This window comes from Paraburkholderia sp. WC7.3g (assembly GCF_050436345.1).
GTDB lineage: Bacteria > Pseudomonadota > Gammaproteobacteria > Burkholderiales > Burkholderiaceae > Paraburkholderia > Paraburkholderia podalyriae.
Genome location: NZ_JBNDMA010000002.1, coordinates 3,870,214 through 3,887,098, shown reverse-complemented (window position 1 = coordinate 3,887,098; position 16,885 = coordinate 3,870,214). Strand labels below are relative to the sequence as shown.

General features: G+C 61.1%; 12 protein-coding genes and 1 pseudogene. 7 read left to right on the top strand and 6 right to left on the bottom strand.

What is annotated here, in order from left to right:
* Positions 1-198 precede the first annotated feature (198 nt).
* Positions 199-1,314: a porin gene (locus tag OKW43_RS29490; protein ID WP_429451816.1), complete on the top strand. Its 1,116-nt coding sequence runs from the start codon at positions 199-201 to the stop codon at positions 1,312-1,314.
* A 9-nt stretch (positions 1,315-1,323) separates the two neighbouring features.
* A pseudogene (locus OKW43_RS29485) lies at positions 1,324-1,616 on the top strand (acyl-CoA dehydrogenase family protein); the annotation flags it as partial.
* Here OKW43_RS29485 and OKW43_RS29480 read toward each other — a convergent pair.
* Positions 1,536-1,910: a hypothetical protein gene (locus OKW43_RS29480; protein WP_429451845.1), complete on the bottom strand. Its 375-nt coding sequence runs from the start codon at positions 1,908-1,910 to the stop codon at positions 1,536-1,538. The pseudogene OKW43_RS29485 and the gene OKW43_RS29480 overlap by 81 nt on opposite strands.
* Before the next feature lie 447 nt (positions 1,911-2,357).
* On the opposite strand from OKW43_RS29480, the gene OKW43_RS29475 reads away from it, so the two are divergent.
* The 4 genes from OKW43_RS29475 to OKW43_RS29460 all read left to right on the top strand — a co-directional run bounded on the left by OKW43_RS29475 (position 2,358) and on the right by OKW43_RS29460 (position 10,148).
* Positions 2,358-4,682, top strand: a complete 2,325-nt coding sequence (locus tag OKW43_RS29475) for a sialidase family protein (protein ID WP_246530321.1) — start codon at positions 2,358-2,360, stop codon at positions 4,680-4,682.
* 247 nt (positions 4,683-4,929) lie between these two features.
* Complete coding sequence (locus OKW43_RS29470; protein WP_429450517.1) at positions 4,930-6,465, top strand: sialidase family protein; 1,536 nt, start codon at positions 4,930-4,932, stop codon at positions 6,463-6,465.
* 294 nt (positions 6,466-6,759) lie between these two features.
* Positions 6,760-8,295: a sialidase family protein gene (locus OKW43_RS29465; protein ID WP_429451288.1), complete on the top strand. Its 1,536-nt coding sequence runs from the start codon at positions 6,760-6,762 to the stop codon at positions 8,293-8,295.
* A 1,301-nt stretch (positions 8,296-9,596) separates the two neighbouring features.
* The gene (locus OKW43_RS29460) at positions 9,597-10,148 is read left to right on the top strand and encodes a glycine zipper family protein (RefSeq protein WP_187638089.1); all 552 of its coding nucleotides are present in this window, start codon (positions 9,597-9,599) and stop codon (positions 10,146-10,148) included.
* Positions 10,149-10,230: 82 nt separating this feature from the next.
* Here the strand turns inward: OKW43_RS29460 and OKW43_RS29455 are convergent, their stop codons facing one another.
* The 3 genes from OKW43_RS29455 to OKW43_RS29445 form a co-directional block, all read right to left on the bottom strand.
* A complete protein-coding gene (locus tag OKW43_RS29455; RefSeq protein ID WP_187638090.1) occupies positions 10,231-11,751 on the bottom strand; it encodes an NYN domain-containing protein in 1,521 nt (506 codons plus the stop codon).
* A 176-nt stretch (positions 11,752-11,927) separates the two neighbouring features.
* Positions 11,928-12,575 carry an ATP-dependent Clp endopeptidase proteolytic subunit ClpP gene (clpP, locus tag OKW43_RS29450; RefSeq protein ID WP_429451814.1) on the bottom strand — a complete coding sequence of 216 codons (648 nt, stop codon included), beginning with the start codon at positions 12,573-12,575 and terminating at the stop codon, positions 11,928-11,930.
* A 31-nt stretch (positions 12,576-12,606) separates the two neighbouring features.
* The gene (locus tag OKW43_RS29445; protein WP_187638091.1) at positions 12,607-12,759 is read right to left on the bottom strand and encodes a hypothetical protein; all 153 of its coding nucleotides are present in this window, start codon (positions 12,757-12,759) and stop codon (positions 12,607-12,609) included.
* 24 nt (positions 12,760-12,783) lie between these two features.
* Between OKW43_RS29445 and OKW43_RS29440 the strand changes: the two genes are divergently transcribed.
* Positions 12,784-13,839, top strand: a complete 1,056-nt coding sequence (locus OKW43_RS29440) for a sigma-70 family RNA polymerase sigma factor (protein ID WP_187638092.1) — start codon at positions 12,784-12,786, stop codon at positions 13,837-13,839.
* On the opposite strand, the gene OKW43_RS29435 is transcribed toward OKW43_RS29440, so the two are convergent.
* The gene (locus OKW43_RS29435; protein WP_187638093.1) at positions 13,795-15,069 is read right to left on the bottom strand and encodes an EAL domain-containing protein; all 1,275 of its coding nucleotides are present in this window, start codon (positions 15,067-15,069) and stop codon (positions 13,795-13,797) included. The genes OKW43_RS29440 and OKW43_RS29435 overlap by 45 nt on opposite strands.
* 320 nt (positions 15,070-15,389) lie before the next feature.
* Positions 15,390-16,850, bottom strand: a complete 1,461-nt coding sequence (gene mdtD, locus OKW43_RS29430) for a multidrug transporter subunit MdtD (protein ID WP_429451284.1) — start codon at positions 16,848-16,850, stop codon at positions 15,390-15,392.
* Positions 16,851-16,885 lie beyond the last annotated feature (35 nt).

Genomic DNA, 16,885 nt, shown 5'->3' with positions numbered 1-16,885 from the left:
GGAGATGGGCCGCCAGGTACGGATTCCATCGTCGGGACGATGCGGGCCATAAAGCGCTGGCGTGTGATGGCGATTTTACAGATATGTAGTACTAAATATGTCGGCACATCGAACATGTAATCGACATGAAGATGCCTGGTCAGGACGATCACTGGGAGCGAGGAGATATTGATGAAGCAAGCGCCGATAGGAGGCAGCATGCGTGCGATCAGCCGGGGAATTTGCGGTGCTACGTTGGTTCTTGCCGCAGGCCATGCAGTAGCGCAGTCGAGTGTGACGTTGTATGGGGTGGTCGACGTTTTTGGTCAGTATCTTAACAACGGTGGGACTCATTCGTTTTCCGAAAGAAGTGGCGGCTCTTCAGCGTCCCTTTTGGGGTTCAAGGGAAGTGAGGACCTCGGCCGCGGGTTGACGGCCGAATTCGCCCTCGAGAGCGGCTTCAACGTGAACAACGGGACGTTCTTCGCGGACAGCAATGCGCTCTTCTATCGTCAGGCGTGGGTCGGGTTGAGTCACGCTGACTTCGGTTCGCTGACCTTCGGTCGTCAGTATCAACCGAGCTTCAAGGTCGTCTACCCCGTCGACCCCTTTCGCATCAATGAAGTGATTTCGCCGCTCGCCGCGGCCGTCCTCGCAATTGACCGAAACACCTTGTCGACGCAGTACACCACCGGACGCACCAGCAATTCGATCAACTATCAATCGCCGAATCTGGGCGGTTTCACGTTCAACGCGATGTACGCGTTCGCCGCTACGGTCACGCAGCCTTTGCCGTCCACGTCGGGGAATTTTCTCGATGTATCGGCAACCTATTCTAACTATGGCCTGTTTGCTGGTTTCGGATACCAGTATCAGCATGCTGGACAGTTGAGCTTTCCCGGACTTCCTGGCCGCCTGGATCTGGTTGGAACGGCTCACTACACGGGGGCATTGGCTTACCGGTTCGGTATCGTGAACCTGCAGTTCGCCTATCTGTACGTGCAACCCAAAGACGCCGCAGCGGGTTCACTCGCGGCCCGTCTTGGTACGGTCCATTCCGTCAGCATTGTTGAGGTGGGGGCGACGATTCAGGCGACGTCGCAGGATGCCATCCAGATCGCCGTAATTGAACGTAATGTGCGCGGTTCACACGACAACACGCCCGGAATAGAAGTGGGCGCGGAACATAGCCTTTCGAAGCGCACGTTCGTGTACATGCGGGCCGGCTATATGAAGAACAATGGAGGCGCGACGACGAGCTGGCCCGGTATCGCCGTGACCGAACCCAACGCGTCGCAGACGCTGGTGCTCATGGGCGTGACGCACCGGTTTTAGCCGACATATGTTCGCGGACCGGCGACCAATCTGCTCGGGGAAGAGGACAGTGATTTTTAGTCGGCTCAGCCGCGCCTGGTACCTGGGCGCATCGCCACTGCATGCGCGCGATTGACGCGGCCGATCTTGCGCTCGAACTTGTGATCGAGCGTGCGCAGTCGCGCCGGACATTTGGCAAAGCACTGCATGAGCATGGCACGATCGGAGAATGGATCGCCAAGTCAGGCGCCGAAATCGACTAGGCCAGGGTGCTTGTGCTGGTGGTCGATCACATCGACGGCAACGCGCTGGCTCGCAAGCTCCGCGAGGTCGGATTCGTGGCGGATGCGTGCGTCAAGCAACTGTTCAAGTAGCGCAACCTCCACACTGCGTGGATTTTCCGCTCGTGTCAGTGTGGAGGCGATGGTAGTCGTTGCGACTCCCGGATTGGCAAAATGCCCATCAAATTCAAATAATCGAAACGAGCGTTCGAATTTGCTCGTGGCTGCGGGTGCGCGGGAGTGTTGGAATGGTCGTCGGGTATCGGCCAACTTCAGCCAGTGGCCTGCGCCCCGATGCAGACGTTCGAGCGTCTCCTGCGCCCAGACAACGGTCATTCATGCGGCGACCGCTCATGTTGCATTGTCGGCCATTGCGGTCCTTCGTACCTCAGCGAGTTCGACCTAACGCGAATGGCCGGTTCCGGGCACTCCGAACAGGCGCTATCGAATCGTTTCAGCCATTGGACTTTCTCGTAAGCAGACGACCACGCCGATACAGGGAATGGGCGCGTCGGCGCGAGACGCTGTAGATGGTACGCGAGTACGCCCGCACCATGCGTGATGCCTACCGACCAACGCTCCCCTATCAGGGTCGCCCGGGTCATCGAAAAATTTGAGGTGGTCGACTGCGATTCTAGCCGGGTCAGTTCGTCTTAGATCTAACAACAACGGGGATTCGTAGTCCAATCCGTCTCCGAGTGTCGACCACGGATGCAAAACTATTTCCCGAGGTGGATAAGAAAATAGAGAGGTTACCGCCAATAGCGTTACCTAGGAGAAGCGATGCTCCCGCTCATTCTTGGACCAAGATACAACATCCGCGTCACCTGCGATGCCAGCCCCAGCAATGACCGAAGCGAATCGACAATACAAGTCGATCCGACGAACCCGTACCACATGGTCGGATCGTCCAAACGCTTCACCGACCCGCACACCTATGCATTTTCGCTGGCCGCGTATTCGACATTTGACGCGGGTCGATCGTGGCAGGAGGCTGCGCCGCTCGGGCTCCTCGCGGGCTGGGACGGAGTTTCGGATCCCACGGTCGCCTTCGACGATGTTGGCGGCGCCTATCTCGTCGCCCTTCCTTTTCAAGGCGCCAATCCGATCGCGATCGCCGTCTATAAGTCTACGGACGGCGGTTTGACCTGGTCCGCTCCGAACCTCATTCATTCGGCGCTCGGCGATGACAAGCAGTCGGCCGCGGGCGATACCAATCCCGGCAGCCCCTATCATGGCCGCATCTACGCCGCCTGGGACGGCCCGGGTGGCATGCTCTTCGGGCGCACGATCGACTACGGCACCAGTTGGCGCGGGACCGGAGCGAACCCGGTCGGAACGTCACTTGCTCCGGCCTCGTTCGCGCCGCAGGTGGTCGTGGCCGCAGACAGTAGCGTCTACATTTTCTTCATAGCCGGTGCCGACCTCCAGTTCGTCAAATCCACTGATGGCGGGGATTCGTTCTCGAACCCGGCCACGGTCGCGAGCGGGATCACGGCCTTGCCCGGGCAACTGCCCGGTGGCACGTTTCGGACGCCGACGGTCTCGACGGTCTGTGTCGGCGTCAACGCGACCGACCTGGTTGTTACCTGGCCCGACTATCGACAGGCGGTCGCCCGCATCTACTATGCGCGCTCTACCACGGGTGGCGCCGTCTGGCAGGCGGGCAGCGGTTCCGGCATGCCGCTGATGAGCGCAGGCGCCGTCTCTGCCCCGGATCAACACGAGTTCCAGCCTCAGCTCGCCTGCACGCTGCAGGGCGACGTCGGGTGCGCTTTCTATCTCTTCGGGCCAAAGGGAGGAGGCACGACGCCGCTGATCGACGTTGTCCTGACAGCGTCGGCCGACAACGCGGCGACCTTCGTGGATCGGGCCACGGTCACCGAGATGCCATGGGACCCTACAGTGGATGCTGTCTGGGCCCACGGAGATCCCAACGTAACCTTCATTGGCGATTACTTCGGTCTGGCCGCGAGCCAGCTCGGCTTCTTCCCATTGTGGATGGACACTCGCACCGGAACCCAGGAAATGTTCACGGCACGCGTCGCGGCCCGGCCCGCGAACGTCTACATCCGCGACTCCGCGAGCGACACAGGAACGGTACCGTCACCCGGCAACCACTGGGAGGCGCCGGATCTGATCGTACGCCGCCAGCAGGACGGCAACGCCATCTGGGTCGATCAGGATCTGCTGCGCGACGGCGTGACTGATCATTTCATCTACGGCAAGATCACCAACCTCGGACCCAATCCCGCGGAGAACGTCACGCTCGCCGTGACAGTAGGCAACTATCCCGCGCTTGATGCGTTGCCCGGGCTGGAGTTTCGTTATCCGCAGGATTGGTATCCGGGCGACTGGCAGACGGCGGCGGTCCAGCAGAGACACCTGTACCTCGGCGAGAGTGCGTCGATGAATCTGGCGGTGGGCGCCACCCGTATCTTCGGACCCATTCGCTGGCCTGCCGCACAGATTCCTCAAGAGGGCACCTGGCACCCATGCCTCCTGGCAGAGGCGCGCGGCAACAATAACGACTCAGCAGGCGGTACCGATGGCGCGCCGGTGTCGGTCGCCCCCGGTACGTGCGATTACGGCAGCTACTTCTGGGGCGACAACAACGTCTGTCAGCGCAACCTGTCATACGCCCATGTCTTCGCGGCCGCCGACAGCCTGATCGAGTTGCCCTTCATCATCGGCAGCCCGTACAGTCACGCGACGCTCATCGAGGTCATCGTCCACAAGGGCCACAGGCTGGCCGATGTTCCCATGAAGCTCGCCGTCCTGCCCCCGAGGAAAGGGGAGAAACAGCCTTTACCGACCGAGAATCACATGCACGGGGCCGAGTTTTCTGGCAAGCACTGGAACCTGACCCATCGAGTGGCTGGAGTCGGCTTTACGGTTGCGCCAGGGCAGACGCTTCGCATGAAGCTGTCGCTGAAGCTTCCGAAGGAATTCGATCTCGACGCGCCGACAAGGCTGACGATCTTCCAGCGCAATGACAGCCATGTCACCACCGGCAGCGCCATCCTGGAGCTCGTTCGCGGCCACGATGAGGACGCGAACCACGAACGGAAACAACGTGATTCTTCGACGCGCAAAAAAGGGCGATGACGCCGCGCACCATCGGACTCCAGCTTTTACTGCACGCACTTTACAAAATCGTCCTGCCTGCACGGTTTTGTTTACACGTGATTTTGCGAGGCGCCTTTTCCGAGCTGGGCTGTCGGGCTCCATCGGCCAGCTGTTACCGCCTGGGGCTTTGTTCATTCTGCTGGTCGTGTCTTCGTGACCACCCCATGAATGAAGGTTTCGCGCCGGGCGATCACTCGACCTTTCGAATAATCGATAAGGGGGCATCATGTCGAATATCCAGGTCACGCACGATACGAGCGTGAATAACGCGAGAAGCGAAAGCAATATCGCAGTCAACGCCAATAACCCGAAGCAGATCGTAGCGGGGTCCAAGAAGTTCGGGGACATTCACAATTACGACTTCATTCTGGCCACCGAATACTCCACGGACGGTGGCATCTCATGGCATGATTCGGCCGCCTTGACGCTATCCGGTTTTACGCTGCTCACCGACCCTGCGCTTGCCTGGGACGATGTGGGAAACGTCTATCTGGTCGGTCTGTCGGGCAACAATCCGCCGACCTTCGACACCGTCGGGATCGTGATCTACCAGTCATCGGATGGCGGACAGACCTGGAGCGCTCCGCTGCCGATCCACAACAGCGCTGGCGATGACAAGCAGTGGGCGGCAGGAGACACGAATCCGTCGAGTCCGTTTCACGGCCGCGTCTATGCAGTCTGGGACGACGGATCCGACATGCGGTTCGCACGCACCACGGACCATGGTGTAACCTGGATCGGTGCGGGACCTGGCGCGACACCCGCGGGGACGGTGCTCGTCAATGATTCGTTTTCACCGGACATAAGAGTCGCGGCCAACGGTGACATCTATATCGTCTGGATCGCGGGAAGCGAGATCAAGATGATCGTGTCGACGGACGGGGGCGACAGTTTTACGCCCGCCGTGTCGCCGGCCGCGGGCGTGACGACGCTCAATGCCGGATTGCCGGCCCCTCATGGGTGGCCGGTGTTTCCGGGCGGAAACTTTCGCGTGCTGACGATCCCATCGGCCAGCGTCTTCGGGAGCACGGTCGCCGTGGCATGGGCCGACTTCCGCGAAGGCGTGTCCCGTATCTACTGCGCAGTGTCGTCTGACGGTGGCGCCAGCTGGCCCACCGGTCTCTCGGGAAAGCCGTTGCTGGCAGGACCGCTACCCTCGGGTTTGCAGCACTTTCACCCGCAGATCGTCATTGATCCCAACGGCGTGATCGGGTGCGCCTTCTACGAGTTCGGCCCCAAGCCGTCGACGCCACTCATCGATGTCATGATCGCCCAGTCGGTTGATGGCGGGATCTCGTTCGATCGTGCCACCGTGACGGACCAGCCATGGGATCCGGCCATCGACGCACCGTGGTCCCATGGAGATTCCAACGTCACCTTCATTGGTGACTACTTCGGGCTGGACGCCAGCACGCGGGGATTCTATCCGCTCTGGACGGACACGCGGACTGGTATCCAGGAACTCTGGACCGACATCGTGCGGGCCCGTGCACTGCTCAAGATTCCGCCCGGCCTGTATGGGCAAGTCGCCCAGATTTTGGACGGCATCATTCAGGACGGCGGTGGCGACGAGATCGTGGGCGGGCATATCGTACATATTCCGCCCTGGGGACCCGAACTGGATATTCTGCTGGGTGTCGCGATCCAGCGGATCGCCACGCTTGTCGCCAGCCCCGGGGGTATCGGCATTCAGAGAGCAGCCATGGCCATGGTGGCGCACGTAGCTCAACAGGAAGTAAAGCGTCTTGAAGGCAAAGGATAGGCGACCAGCGCGCGGTGCGAGAGTTCACCAACGTGCTGACTTATATCGTGGCGACGGCTGCGGGTCTGCGTCCGCATTTTCGCGCGATGCAAGACTACCTCGGATAGACGTGCGCAGCTGTGCGTCAGCGTGAGCGGCGTGCGCGATCCACCGTATCGACGGCGGTGGATCGCGTTGCGTCGGTGGCGGTGCGCTTCAGATCTGACGGGCGCGATCGAGTCGGCCCGTTTGCGCAGGCGCGAGCAGTGCGGATCCGTGCGCAGGCGCGCACGAAAAGGATAGGGAGCGACGGAGATGGCCAACATCCAGGTGACTCGCGGTGCAAGTCCGAACGACGCGAGAAGCGAAAGCAGTCTCGCCATCAACCCCAACAATCCGCTGCAGTTGGTTGCGGCGTCGAGGAAGTGCAAAGACATCGCCGCCTATGATTTCACCTCGGCGACGGTCTATTCCACCGACGCCGGCATCACATGGCACGATTCCGCGAATCTGGCAACGCCCGACTGGACTGGCGTTTCCGACCCGGCGCTTGCGTGGGACGATAGCGGCAACATCTTCCTCGTGTGCGCCGCGATAAGGAATCCGCCCGCGATTGACTACGTGGGGATCGCCGTCTACAGGTCTTTCGACGGGGGACAAACCTGGAGCGCGCCGAGCCTCATCCATGCGAGCGCCGAGGACGAAAAGCCATGGGTTGCCGGCGATGCCGGAAGTAGCGCTTTTCACGGCCGCGTCTACGCTGCCTGGGACGATGGCGTGAGCCTGCGCTTCGCGCGCACGCTGGATCATGGAATCACCTGGATTGGGATCGGAACTGATCCAGCAGGCAGTATCCTCGCCAGTGACACCCCCTTCTCGCCTGAGATCAACGTAGCTGCCGACGGAACCATCTACATCGCCTGGACCGCAGGAAGTGAAATCAAGATGATGGTGTCCTCGGACGGTGGCAATAGTTTCCATCCGGTAGCGTCGCCGGCCACTGGCATCACGACACTCGAGTCATCGCTACCGCCCTGGAAACCTCATGGCTGGCCGGTCCTGCCCGGAGGGACCTTTCGGGTATTTACCCTGCCTACGGCCTGTGTGTCGGGACAGACCGTGCTCGTCGCGTGGGCCGATTACCGCGAAGGTGTCTCCCGCATCTACTACGCGCTGTCCACGAATGGTGGCGCCGGCTGGGACACCCCTCCCTCCGGACGGCCACTCCTTACCGGTGCGCTCGCCGCGAACCAGCAACACTTCCACCCGCAGATCATTGCTAATCCGAAGGGCGTCATCGGATGCGCCTTTTATGAGTTCGGGCCAAAGGCGAGTACCTATCTTATTGACGTGATCATGGCCCAATCGTTTGACGGCGGGGTGTCGTTCAATCGCTTTACCGTGACTGACCGTCCCTGGGACCCGACCATCGACGCACCCGTCTCGCTCGTGGATCCAATCGCGTCGTTCATCGGCGAATACTTTGGCCTCGACGCGAGCACCAATGGGTTCTATCCGCTCTGGACAGACACCCGGACGGGCATTCAGGAACTCTGGATGGATATCGTGCCGCCTCATCCGCAGGTGGAGGTGCCGTCCGGCATTTATGGGCAGGTCGCGCAGATCCTGTTCGGCATCATCCAGGACGGCGGCGGGGACGAGATCGTCGGTGGACATCTCGTTCACATTTCCCCGTGGGGGCCCGAGTTAGACATTTTGCTCGGCGTTGCAATTCAACGGATCGCCACTCTCGTCGCTAACCCAGAGGGCGTCAAAATCCAGAAAGCCGCCATGACCATGGTGACCAGCGTGGCCCTTCAGGAAATCGGGCGGCTCGAAGTCAATAGATAGCTGATCATGGAATGCGCTCGTGGGGCTGGGCCGTTTTGCGACGTCAACTTACCTGGTTTCCGGAAGGGGCGGATATCCAACACCTGTTCCCGGGTACTCCCAAGACCTTCAATGCCAACTCAAGACGGGGGTTGCCCGTGCGCTTACCGGTCGGCAGCTCTTGGCCGCTGTGCGAACTTCGCGAACGACCGCTTACGCGGAACACGAGAGGAGGCAACGGGGTCGATAGCGCCGAGTCGCTTTGCTCGGGAGCGGTCATTCCAAAAAGCTGCTTCCGGGAGAGCGCGAATGGCAGGTATGGCCGAGGACTCGCCGGCCGCTGCAGATAAAGGGATGACTGTTGTACGCTGAAAGCGGCCGTACAGGTGACGCCGGGCTCTATGTCCGTAGTGGGTCGACTAGCGACGATGAGGCGCAGAACTTGACAAGGTTCACAGTTCAAGGGTGCTAGAGCGGCGAACGATAGATCGAAAACCTTTTGATCGCGCCAACGCTTTTTTTGCGCTCGAGATGAGCGTAGTTACCCAACCACTGCTGCCGGCGTCGACGAACAAGAAAGTCAAGAAATGTGCTTTCATGGCGATTTCAACCCAGTCTCAATGCCCTAATAACGCGAGGTCGTATGCAACTGGATATGAGTGAAGCGATTCCGATACCAAATTTGGTATAGTAGTCTGACGATTTGCCGCCCGTCTGCGACAACATGATGCTTTTGCTTTTCCAAACTTTATTGCCGAACGTTCCAAACTTTATTGTCGCGGCACAATTGCCGGTTACCGCTTGCCGACGGATGTCGTGACCGGCTGCAGTCGCGATTGAAGAGAGTAGCGAAAGATGAAAGCCCTCCAATGCGAGGGCTTTCTCTTTTTTGAGGCAATTGGAAGGCGAGGGATGGGTGCCTGCGCTCGCTTACCAACGGGGGTGCCCTTCCTGCGCGCTTGTGAAAGAAGTTTTGTCACCGTTGGTAACTGCGGTGGAGCGGACGCGAAGGTGCGTTACCTGCGGTGCTGGACTACGACGCTCGGCGCAGCCGGAGTCGATTGCGCGAACACGGGCGCGCTGCAGGCGACGCAAGCTGACGCGGCGGGATCGTTTGACGCGAGTGTAGGCCGCGCGCCTTGTCAGTTGATTGGTAGCTGATTTACAAGTATTCCCTGATATAACGTAGCCGGTCACTGCGTCGACGCACAGCCGGCGCGAGGCAAGCCGGCCGCGCAAAAAACTTTCTGTAACGAAGCCGTAACCACGGAATTTTGCGATTAGCCTAACGTTTGAATTCCAATCCTCCGAAGTGCACTACCATGATTTCCAGCAATAAAACGCTCAACCTGGCGATTCCCGCGGCCGTCACCGCACTCGCGTTGGGCGGTTGCGCAGTGGCGCCGCCGAGCGGCCCAAGCGTGGTCGCGATGCCGCATAGCGGCGAGCCTCTGAGCCAGTTCCAGCAGAACGACTACGCGTGCCGCGATTACGCGAACCAATCGACGAATCCGTCCGGCGCGGCGCAGGCGGCCACCACGAATAGCGTGAACAGCGCGGCGCTCGGCACGCTCGGCGGTGCGGCGATTGGCGCGCTGCTCGGTGCGGCGGCGGGCGACGCCGGCGCGGGCGCAGCGATCGGCGCGGGCGGCGGCCTGCTGATCGGCGGCGCGAACGGCGCGAACGGCGCCCAGTACTCGGCCGCCAGCATGCAGGCCCGCTATGACACCGCCTACGCCCAGTGTATGACCTCGAAGGGCGAGACGATCGCTCAGCCGCAGCCTTACTATTCGACGCAGCCGGTGTATCTCGCGCCCCGTCCCTATTACGCGCCGCCTCCGCCGGTTATGTATGCGCCTTATCCGGCTTACTGACCGGCGGCAGGCCGAACTTGCTTATCTTGCATTGTCGGCTGGCCGGTAGCGTCTAACGACGATCGTCAAACTGCGTCGCCGTTCACGTCGGGTTGTCCGTTGACGCCGCTTTGCGCGGACGACGGCTGCGAGACGCCGTTTTACGGGCGGTCTTGCTGGCGGCCTGAGGCGCTTCTTCCGAACTGACTGCCGGAGCAGGGGCCTCGGCCGGCGCTGCGATCTCAGGTACTTCATCGATCGTACGCGGCGCACTTTTCTTCACTTTCCTCGCGGCCGTTTTGCGCGATGTTCGCTTTTTGGCGCTTTGACGTTGCGCGGGTTGGTCGCCGTCGATGGACTGATCGGCTTCGTGGCTGGAGACGACTTGTTCAGCGGCTGTATCTACTTCTGCTACCTGTTCAGTGGCGAATTCGTGCGGGAGCCGCGCGTGTTCATGCGGTTGTTGCCGGTGGATCTGTTCGGCGTGTTCCGCGTGTTCGGTGGGCGTCGGTGTGGTCGCCGCGGGTTCTTCGTCAGCCGTTTCGTGGCGACTGCTCCTGCCATGCGCATCCTCCTGCTGACTCCGGCTCGCCTTGCGATTGTTGCGGTCCTTGCGCCGCGACTTGTGCTTGCCACCCGACTCAGAAGCGGCCGCGTGCGCGGCCTGCGCTTCATACGAATGTTCGGCTGACTGTTCAGCCGATACCGCTCCAGCCGACCCCGTTTCAGCAGACTCCGTCACGGATTCGCCGACGGTTTCGCTTGCAGTTTCACTCGCGACGTTCATAGTTGCGCTTCGATAAACGTACGCGCCTGACTTCTCGTCGCGGCCGAATTCGAGCAGCCCGCGCGCTTGCGCTTCTTCCAGCAGATTGCCGAAAGCGCGAAAACCGTAGTACGTCTCGTTGAAATCCGGTTTGCGCCGTTTGATCGCGTTCTTCAGCACCGACGCCCAGATCTTGCCGCTGTCGCCACGTTCGGAAGCGAGCGCGTCGAACGTCTGCACCGCAATTTCAACGGCCTTGCTGCGGCGCTTCTCGAGATCCTCTTTGGGCGGGGTCTTCTCTTCATCAGGCGTACGTTTGGCGGCCTGCTGGGCGCTTTGCTGCTGGCGCGACGATTCGCGCCTCGCGACTGCGCGCTGACTTTCGCGGACGAGGTCGTCATAAAAGAAGAATTCGTCGCAATTCGCAATCAGCAGATCCGACGTGGACTGTTGCACACCGACGCCAATTACCTGTTTGGCGTTTTCGCGCAGCTTCGATACGAGCGGCGAGAAATCCGAATCACCACTGATAATGACGAATGTATTGACGTGCGACTTCGTGTAACAGAGATCGAGCGCATCGACGACGAGCCGGATGTCGGCGGAATTTTTGCCCGATTGGCGCACGTGCGGAATTTCGATCAGCTCGAAATTAGCCTCGTGCATTGCCCCTTTGAAACTCTTGTAGCGATCCCAGTCGCAATATGCTTTCTTGACGACGATGCTGCCCTTTAGCAGCAGGCGTTCGAGCACCAACTTGATGTCGAACTTGTCGTACTTCGCGTCGCGCACGCCGAGCGCGACATTTTCGAAGTCGCAAAAAAGCGCCATGCTGACGTTTTCGTTGGATGACGCCATGTGTATCTCCATTGAAGCGATCGTCGAACGCGACGAATCGCGACATGATAGCGATTCCAGCGAAGGTGAGCAGCTTTTGTGGCGCGCTCGCACCGGTCGGCAGGTGGAGATTTGCAGCAAGCAGTCCGACCGGCAGCCCAACCGGCGGTCCGGCAAGCGGCTCCATGTCAGTCCCGTTACATGGTGTCGCGACGACCTGCGTTATTCCACGTCGCGCGGGCTTCCAGCACGTCATCGATCAATCCGTATTCCCTCGCTTCGAGCGCCGACATGAAGTTGTCGCGGTCGGTGTCGCGCGCGATCTCTTCGATGCTGCGTCCGGTGCGCTCAGCCATCATCGCATTGAGACGCGCTCGCACATACAGCACCTCCTTCGCCTGGATCTCGATGTCCGCCGCGGTGCCCTGACCGCCGCCGGACGGCTGGTGAATCATGATGCGCGCATTGGGCAGCGCATACCGTTTGCCACGTTGACCCGCGGTGAGCAGGAAGGTGCCCATGCTCGCGGCAAACCCCGTGCACAAGGTCGAGACCTCTGGCTTGATGAACTGCATGGTGTCATAAATTGCAAGGCCGTCATATACCGAGCCGCCGGGCGAGTTGATGTATAAAGAAATATCCTTGTCGGGGTTCTCCGATTCGAGAAACAGCAGTTGCGCGACGATCAGACTGGCTGACTGCTCGTTCACGGGCCCGACAAGGAAGACGATGCGCTCGCGCAGGAGGCGGGAGTAGATGTCATAGGCGCGCTCGCCCCGGCCGGATTGTTCGATCACCGTGGGCACAAGGCCCAGGCTTGAGACAGAGGGGTAACTGGAAGGCATGGATTCCTCGTTCAGAATGGACGTGCGCCGGTTATTGCTCATTTGACGAAGCAGCGGCCGTCGTTGTGACAGCAAATTTTTTGCGCCGCGCTGTCACATCACCAGCTGCCCATGCGTCAAGCTCAGGAATACCGGACATGGCGAGTACCTGAATCATGCTGCCGGTACGCAACTGCTTTTTCACTATGCACCATCGGGAGGTCTACGCATGACGGAGCAGGGAATCGACAAGGCATCCAGTTTCGAGGCCGCGCGCGCCCGTCTGCTGGCGCTCGCATACCGGATGCTCGGCAGTCGCGCGGAAGCCGAAGACGTGGTGCAGGACGTCTGGCTCAAATGGCATCTGGCCGATACGCAGGCGGTGCAAACACCGGTCGCGTGGCTGACCACGCTAACCACGCGCACGGCGATCGACCGTCTGCGGCACGCGCAGCGCGAGCGAGCGTCGCAGGCTAGCGGCTGGCTGCCGGAGCCGTGGCTCGACGAGGTCGCGCCATCTGCGGAGGAGTTGGCATTGCGCGCGGCGGATATGTCATATGGCGTGATGCTGCTGCTCGAACATTTGAAGCCAGACGAACGTGCGGCGTTCGTCCTGCATGAAGCGTTCGAGTGCGATTATGCGGAAATTGCGTCGATTCTCGAGCGCAAACCGGCCGCTTGCCGGCAAATGGTTCACCGCGCCAAGGAGCGTCTGAAACGTGCCGGCGCGCCGTTGGAGCGGCCAGATCCAGCGGTGCATGGGCGAATCGTCGAGCGTTTGCGCGCGGCGCTCGAAGCCCAAGACCGGGTGGGCCTGCTGCAGCTTTTCACCGACGCGCCGCAACTGATCAGCGACCTACCTTTGTACGTTCCGCCCACGCAGTTCCCCGCGGTCAAGCCGGCGCTGCATGCACACGGTCCAACACCCAACACCGAAGCACAGCGCGCCTGCGAATCGGTTTCAGTTCCGAAGTGGATGGCCGCGATCACATCGCTCGCACAACAGGCGAGCCATGCCGAGGTGGTGTCGATGGCGGGTGCTGTGTGTATCGCGTTGTTCTGCGACGGCGACATCGTCGGGTTAATCGACGTGGTGACGGATGGCACAACAGAACTTTCGGCGAGAATCGTCTCCCTGCGCATCCTCACCAGCGCCACGCATTTGCAGGCGGCTAACCAGATGTTGGGCCGTGATGCGGTCAAGGAACTGCTTGTCCGGATCAAGGACCATCCGAGGGCATCAGTTACGGTGAGCCGCGACTTCCCAGTTGATGTCGACGCATAGCACCTGCGTACCATGCGGCGTGTGCGCGGCAATCGACGCAGTGACGCACAGATGGGCTTCGTTGATCGACAGATACGGCGGCGTCAAATTTACGCGCCCCGGTTGACGCATCGCCTGAATGAAGTACGGGCGGCGCTCCCAACTCGCGCCTTCGGAATGCAGCAGGGGGCTGAAGCGCTTTGCGCGTTGCGAGGTGCGGCCCGGCGGCAGCACGTTGTCGCCGATCTGCCGGCCCGAACCGTCCAGGACAAAGCAGCGCGCCGTTTCTCCCAGCGCGAGCAGGGCTGCGCTCGCCTGTGTGATTGATTCCCCGGCAATCAAATGCGCGGCGGCTGCCTCGAGCGCGGCAACATAGGGTGCGAGCCGCGCGGACTGTGCTTTCTCTCGAGCGGCAACGCGTTCGCGCAGCGAGGCGGAGAGCGAATCCATCAGGCGCGCTGCGACTTGCGGCTTGACGGGGTCGACGCTCGGGCCCGCGAAAAAGGCGCCCTGGACAAAGTCGACATTGCATTCGAGCGCGATCAGCGCATCGCGTTCCGTGCTCAGCCCGCCCATCAGCACCAGTTGCCCGGACTCGTGCAGCAGAGAGACGAGGCCCGGCAGAACGCGCTCGATGTGCGAGTGTTCACTCGCTTGCGCGAGGATGCAGCGGTCCAGAGTGACGATGTCCGGCCGCAGATTCCACACGCGGTCGATGTTCGAATGCTTGGCGCCAAAGCCGTCGAGCGCGATCAGGAAACCTGACTTGCGCAGCGAATCGACGATTTCGGCGAAGCGCGTGGTCTCGCCGCCGGCCTGTTCGGATACTTCGAGCACCACGCGTTGCGGCGGCAGGCCAAGCGTCTTCAGGCTGGCAAGCAGCGCGTCACCGTAGCTGGTGTCCATCAGTGCGGCCGGATGCAGGCTGAGGAAGAGCCATTCGTCGTGGCTGTCGAACGCGTTGAAATTGCCGAGGTGCAGCGATTCGGCCAGCCGTCCGAGTTCCAGCAGGTCGCCGCGTCGCGCGGCCTGCGTAAAGACTTCATGCGAGGGCACTTGCGTCTCATGCTCGTCATGGACCCGCAGCGACGCGTGATACCCGATTGCTCGTCGGTGCGATACCGAGAAGACCGGCTGAAACACGCTGAAAATGGTGTAGCCGCCGTACAGAACGGTACGCCGGGAGCCTTCATCGCCGGTCATCGGGCGTGGGGGCTGGAAGCCGGGAGGATCGAGTTCGATCATGCTCATCATGTCAGTCGTGTGGAAATGGCGGCGCTTGTCGGGCTCTGCAGGAGTTCGCACGCGCAGACCAAGAGTTTACAGGATAGGTGAGCAAGAATTATGCGCATGTACGAACACAGCTTGAGCCTCCACTGGCAATGCCTCGAGGAAACCATTGCGCGCGCGCCGCGGGACGAAGACGGCGACACGCACTTCGCTGGTGCGGGGCGCGCCCTGTTGCCGGTCGGCGGCGCTGTTCAAGTGCACTGCGCGCGGCGCGCTCAAAGCCATATCCAGATGTCTGTTCGCGAGTGCGCGAGGATGCGTCGCCCTGGTTCGTGCGGCCTTCAGGTTCGCTCCGAAGGATCGGTCTTTTTCGCGGGCGTGCGGATGTCCGGCGACAACTGCGCAAAGATCCATGACGAGCAGGCGGTAACGACGCCGACACACAGGAACGTCGCATGAAACGCGGGCAGCGAATTGGCTCCGGTCACGCGTTGCATGATGCCGGTAAAGGTCGTCAGCAACGCGCCGGCCACGGTCACGCCAAGACTCATCGAGAGCATCTGCACGAGCGAAAACAGGCTGTTGCCGCTGCTCGCGCCGCCAGTGCCGAGGTCCTTCAACGTCAACGTGTTCATCGCGGTGAACTGCATCGAGTTCACGCCGCCGAAGATCGCCAGTTGCACGAGTCGCAGCCACAGCGGCTGATTCGTGCTCGTGAGCGCAAAACTCGCCATCATCAGGCCGACGAGAATCGTGTTCGCCATCAGCACGCGTCGGTAGCTGTACTTCAGAATCAGCGTCGTCACGAGACGCTTCGTCGCCATTCCCGCGGCCGCTACCGGCAGCATCATCAGGCCGGCTTCGAATGCGCTGTAGCCGAGGCTCACCTGCAACAGCAGGGGTATCAGGTAGGGCATCGAGCCGCTGCCGATCCGCGCAAACAGATTGCCGAGCAGACCGACGCTAAACGTGTGGATCTTGAACAGATCGAGCGGGAAGATCGGCGCGGGCTCGCGCACCGCGTGCAGACCATAGGCAACGAAGCACGCCAGGCTCAGAATCAGCAGCACCAGCACCGTCGCATGTTGAATGCCGAACTCGGTGCGGCCGTCGAGCGCGAACGAAATCGCCACCATGCCGACCACCAGCAGCAGGTAGCCGCCAAGGTCGAATTTGCCCGTGTGTTCGTTGCGGCTGTCCGGCATGAAGATAAACGTCGCAATGCAGCCCACGATGCCTACCGGCACGTTGATCAGAAAGATCCAGTGCCACGACGCGATCTTGACGAGCCAGCCGCCGAGCGTCGGTCCAATCAACGGTCCGATCAGACCCGGAATCGCCACGAACGACAACGCCGGCAGATAGCGCTCCGCCGGAAAGGTACGCAGCACCGCGAGCCGCCCGACCGGCAGCAACATCGCACCGCCCACGCCTTGCAGAATGCGGAACAGCACCAGTTGATTCAACGTATGCGCGTTCGCACACAGCAACGAGCCCACCGCGAACACGAGGATCGCACTGAAGAACACCCGCCGCGTGCCGAGTTTGTCGGCGAGCCAGCCGGACACGGGGATCATCACCGCCATCGTCAGCGAATAGGCGATCACCACCGATTGCATGCGCAGCGGCAGCTCGCCGAGGCTTGTTGCCATCGCCGGGAGCGCGGTGTTGACGATCGTCGAATCGAGCGTCTGCATGAAGAAGCCGGTGGCGACCAGCCACAGCATCACGGTCAGCGAGCGGGGCGAAGGGCTCGAGGGAATGTCGGGAGCGAGGGCGGGCGGAGTCGGCGGCGTGGACATGAAAAGCGGCTGGGCGCGCCCTGTCGGGCGGGGAC

Excerpts from the sequence above, each read along its gene's own strand:
- OKW43_RS29440 (WP_187638092.1), top strand. The coding sequence starts at position 12,784 with ATGACGGAGCAGGGAATCGACAAGGCATCCAGTTTCGAGGCCGCGCGC.
- OKW43_RS29490 (WP_429451816.1), top strand. The coding sequence starts at position 199 with ATGCGTGCGATCAGCCGGGGAATTTGCGGTGCTACGTTGGTTCTTGCC.
- OKW43_RS29460 (WP_187638089.1), top strand. The coding sequence starts at position 9,597 with ATGATTTCCAGCAATAAAACGCTCAACCTGGCGATTCCCGCGGCCGTC.
- mdtD (WP_429451284.1), bottom strand. The coding sequence starts at position 16,850 with ATGTCCACGCCGCCGACTCCGCCCGCCCTCGCTCCCGACATTCCCTCG.
- OKW43_RS29455 (WP_187638090.1), bottom strand. The coding sequence starts at position 11,751 with ATGGCGTCATCCAACGAAAACGTCAGCATGGCGCTTTTTTGCGACTTC.
- OKW43_RS29475 (WP_246530321.1), top strand. The coding sequence starts at position 2,358 with ATGCTCCCGCTCATTCTTGGACCAAGATACAACATCCGCGTCACCTGC.
- OKW43_RS29465 (WP_429451288.1), top strand. The coding sequence starts at position 6,760 with ATGGCCAACATCCAGGTGACTCGCGGTGCAAGTCCGAACGACGCGAGA.
- OKW43_RS29470 (WP_429450517.1), top strand. The coding sequence starts at position 4,930 with ATGTCGAATATCCAGGTCACGCACGATACGAGCGTGAATAACGCGAGA.
- clpP (WP_429451814.1), bottom strand. The coding sequence starts at position 12,575 with ATGCCTTCCAGTTACCCCTCTGTCTCAAGCCTGGGCCTTGTGCCCACG.
- OKW43_RS29435 (WP_187638093.1), bottom strand. The coding sequence starts at position 15,069 with ATGAGCATGATCGAACTCGATCCTCCCGGCTTCCAGCCCCCACGCCCG.
- OKW43_RS29480 (WP_429451845.1), bottom strand. The coding sequence starts at position 1,910 with ATGACCGTTGTCTGGGCGCAGGAGACGCTCGAACGTCTGCATCGGGGC.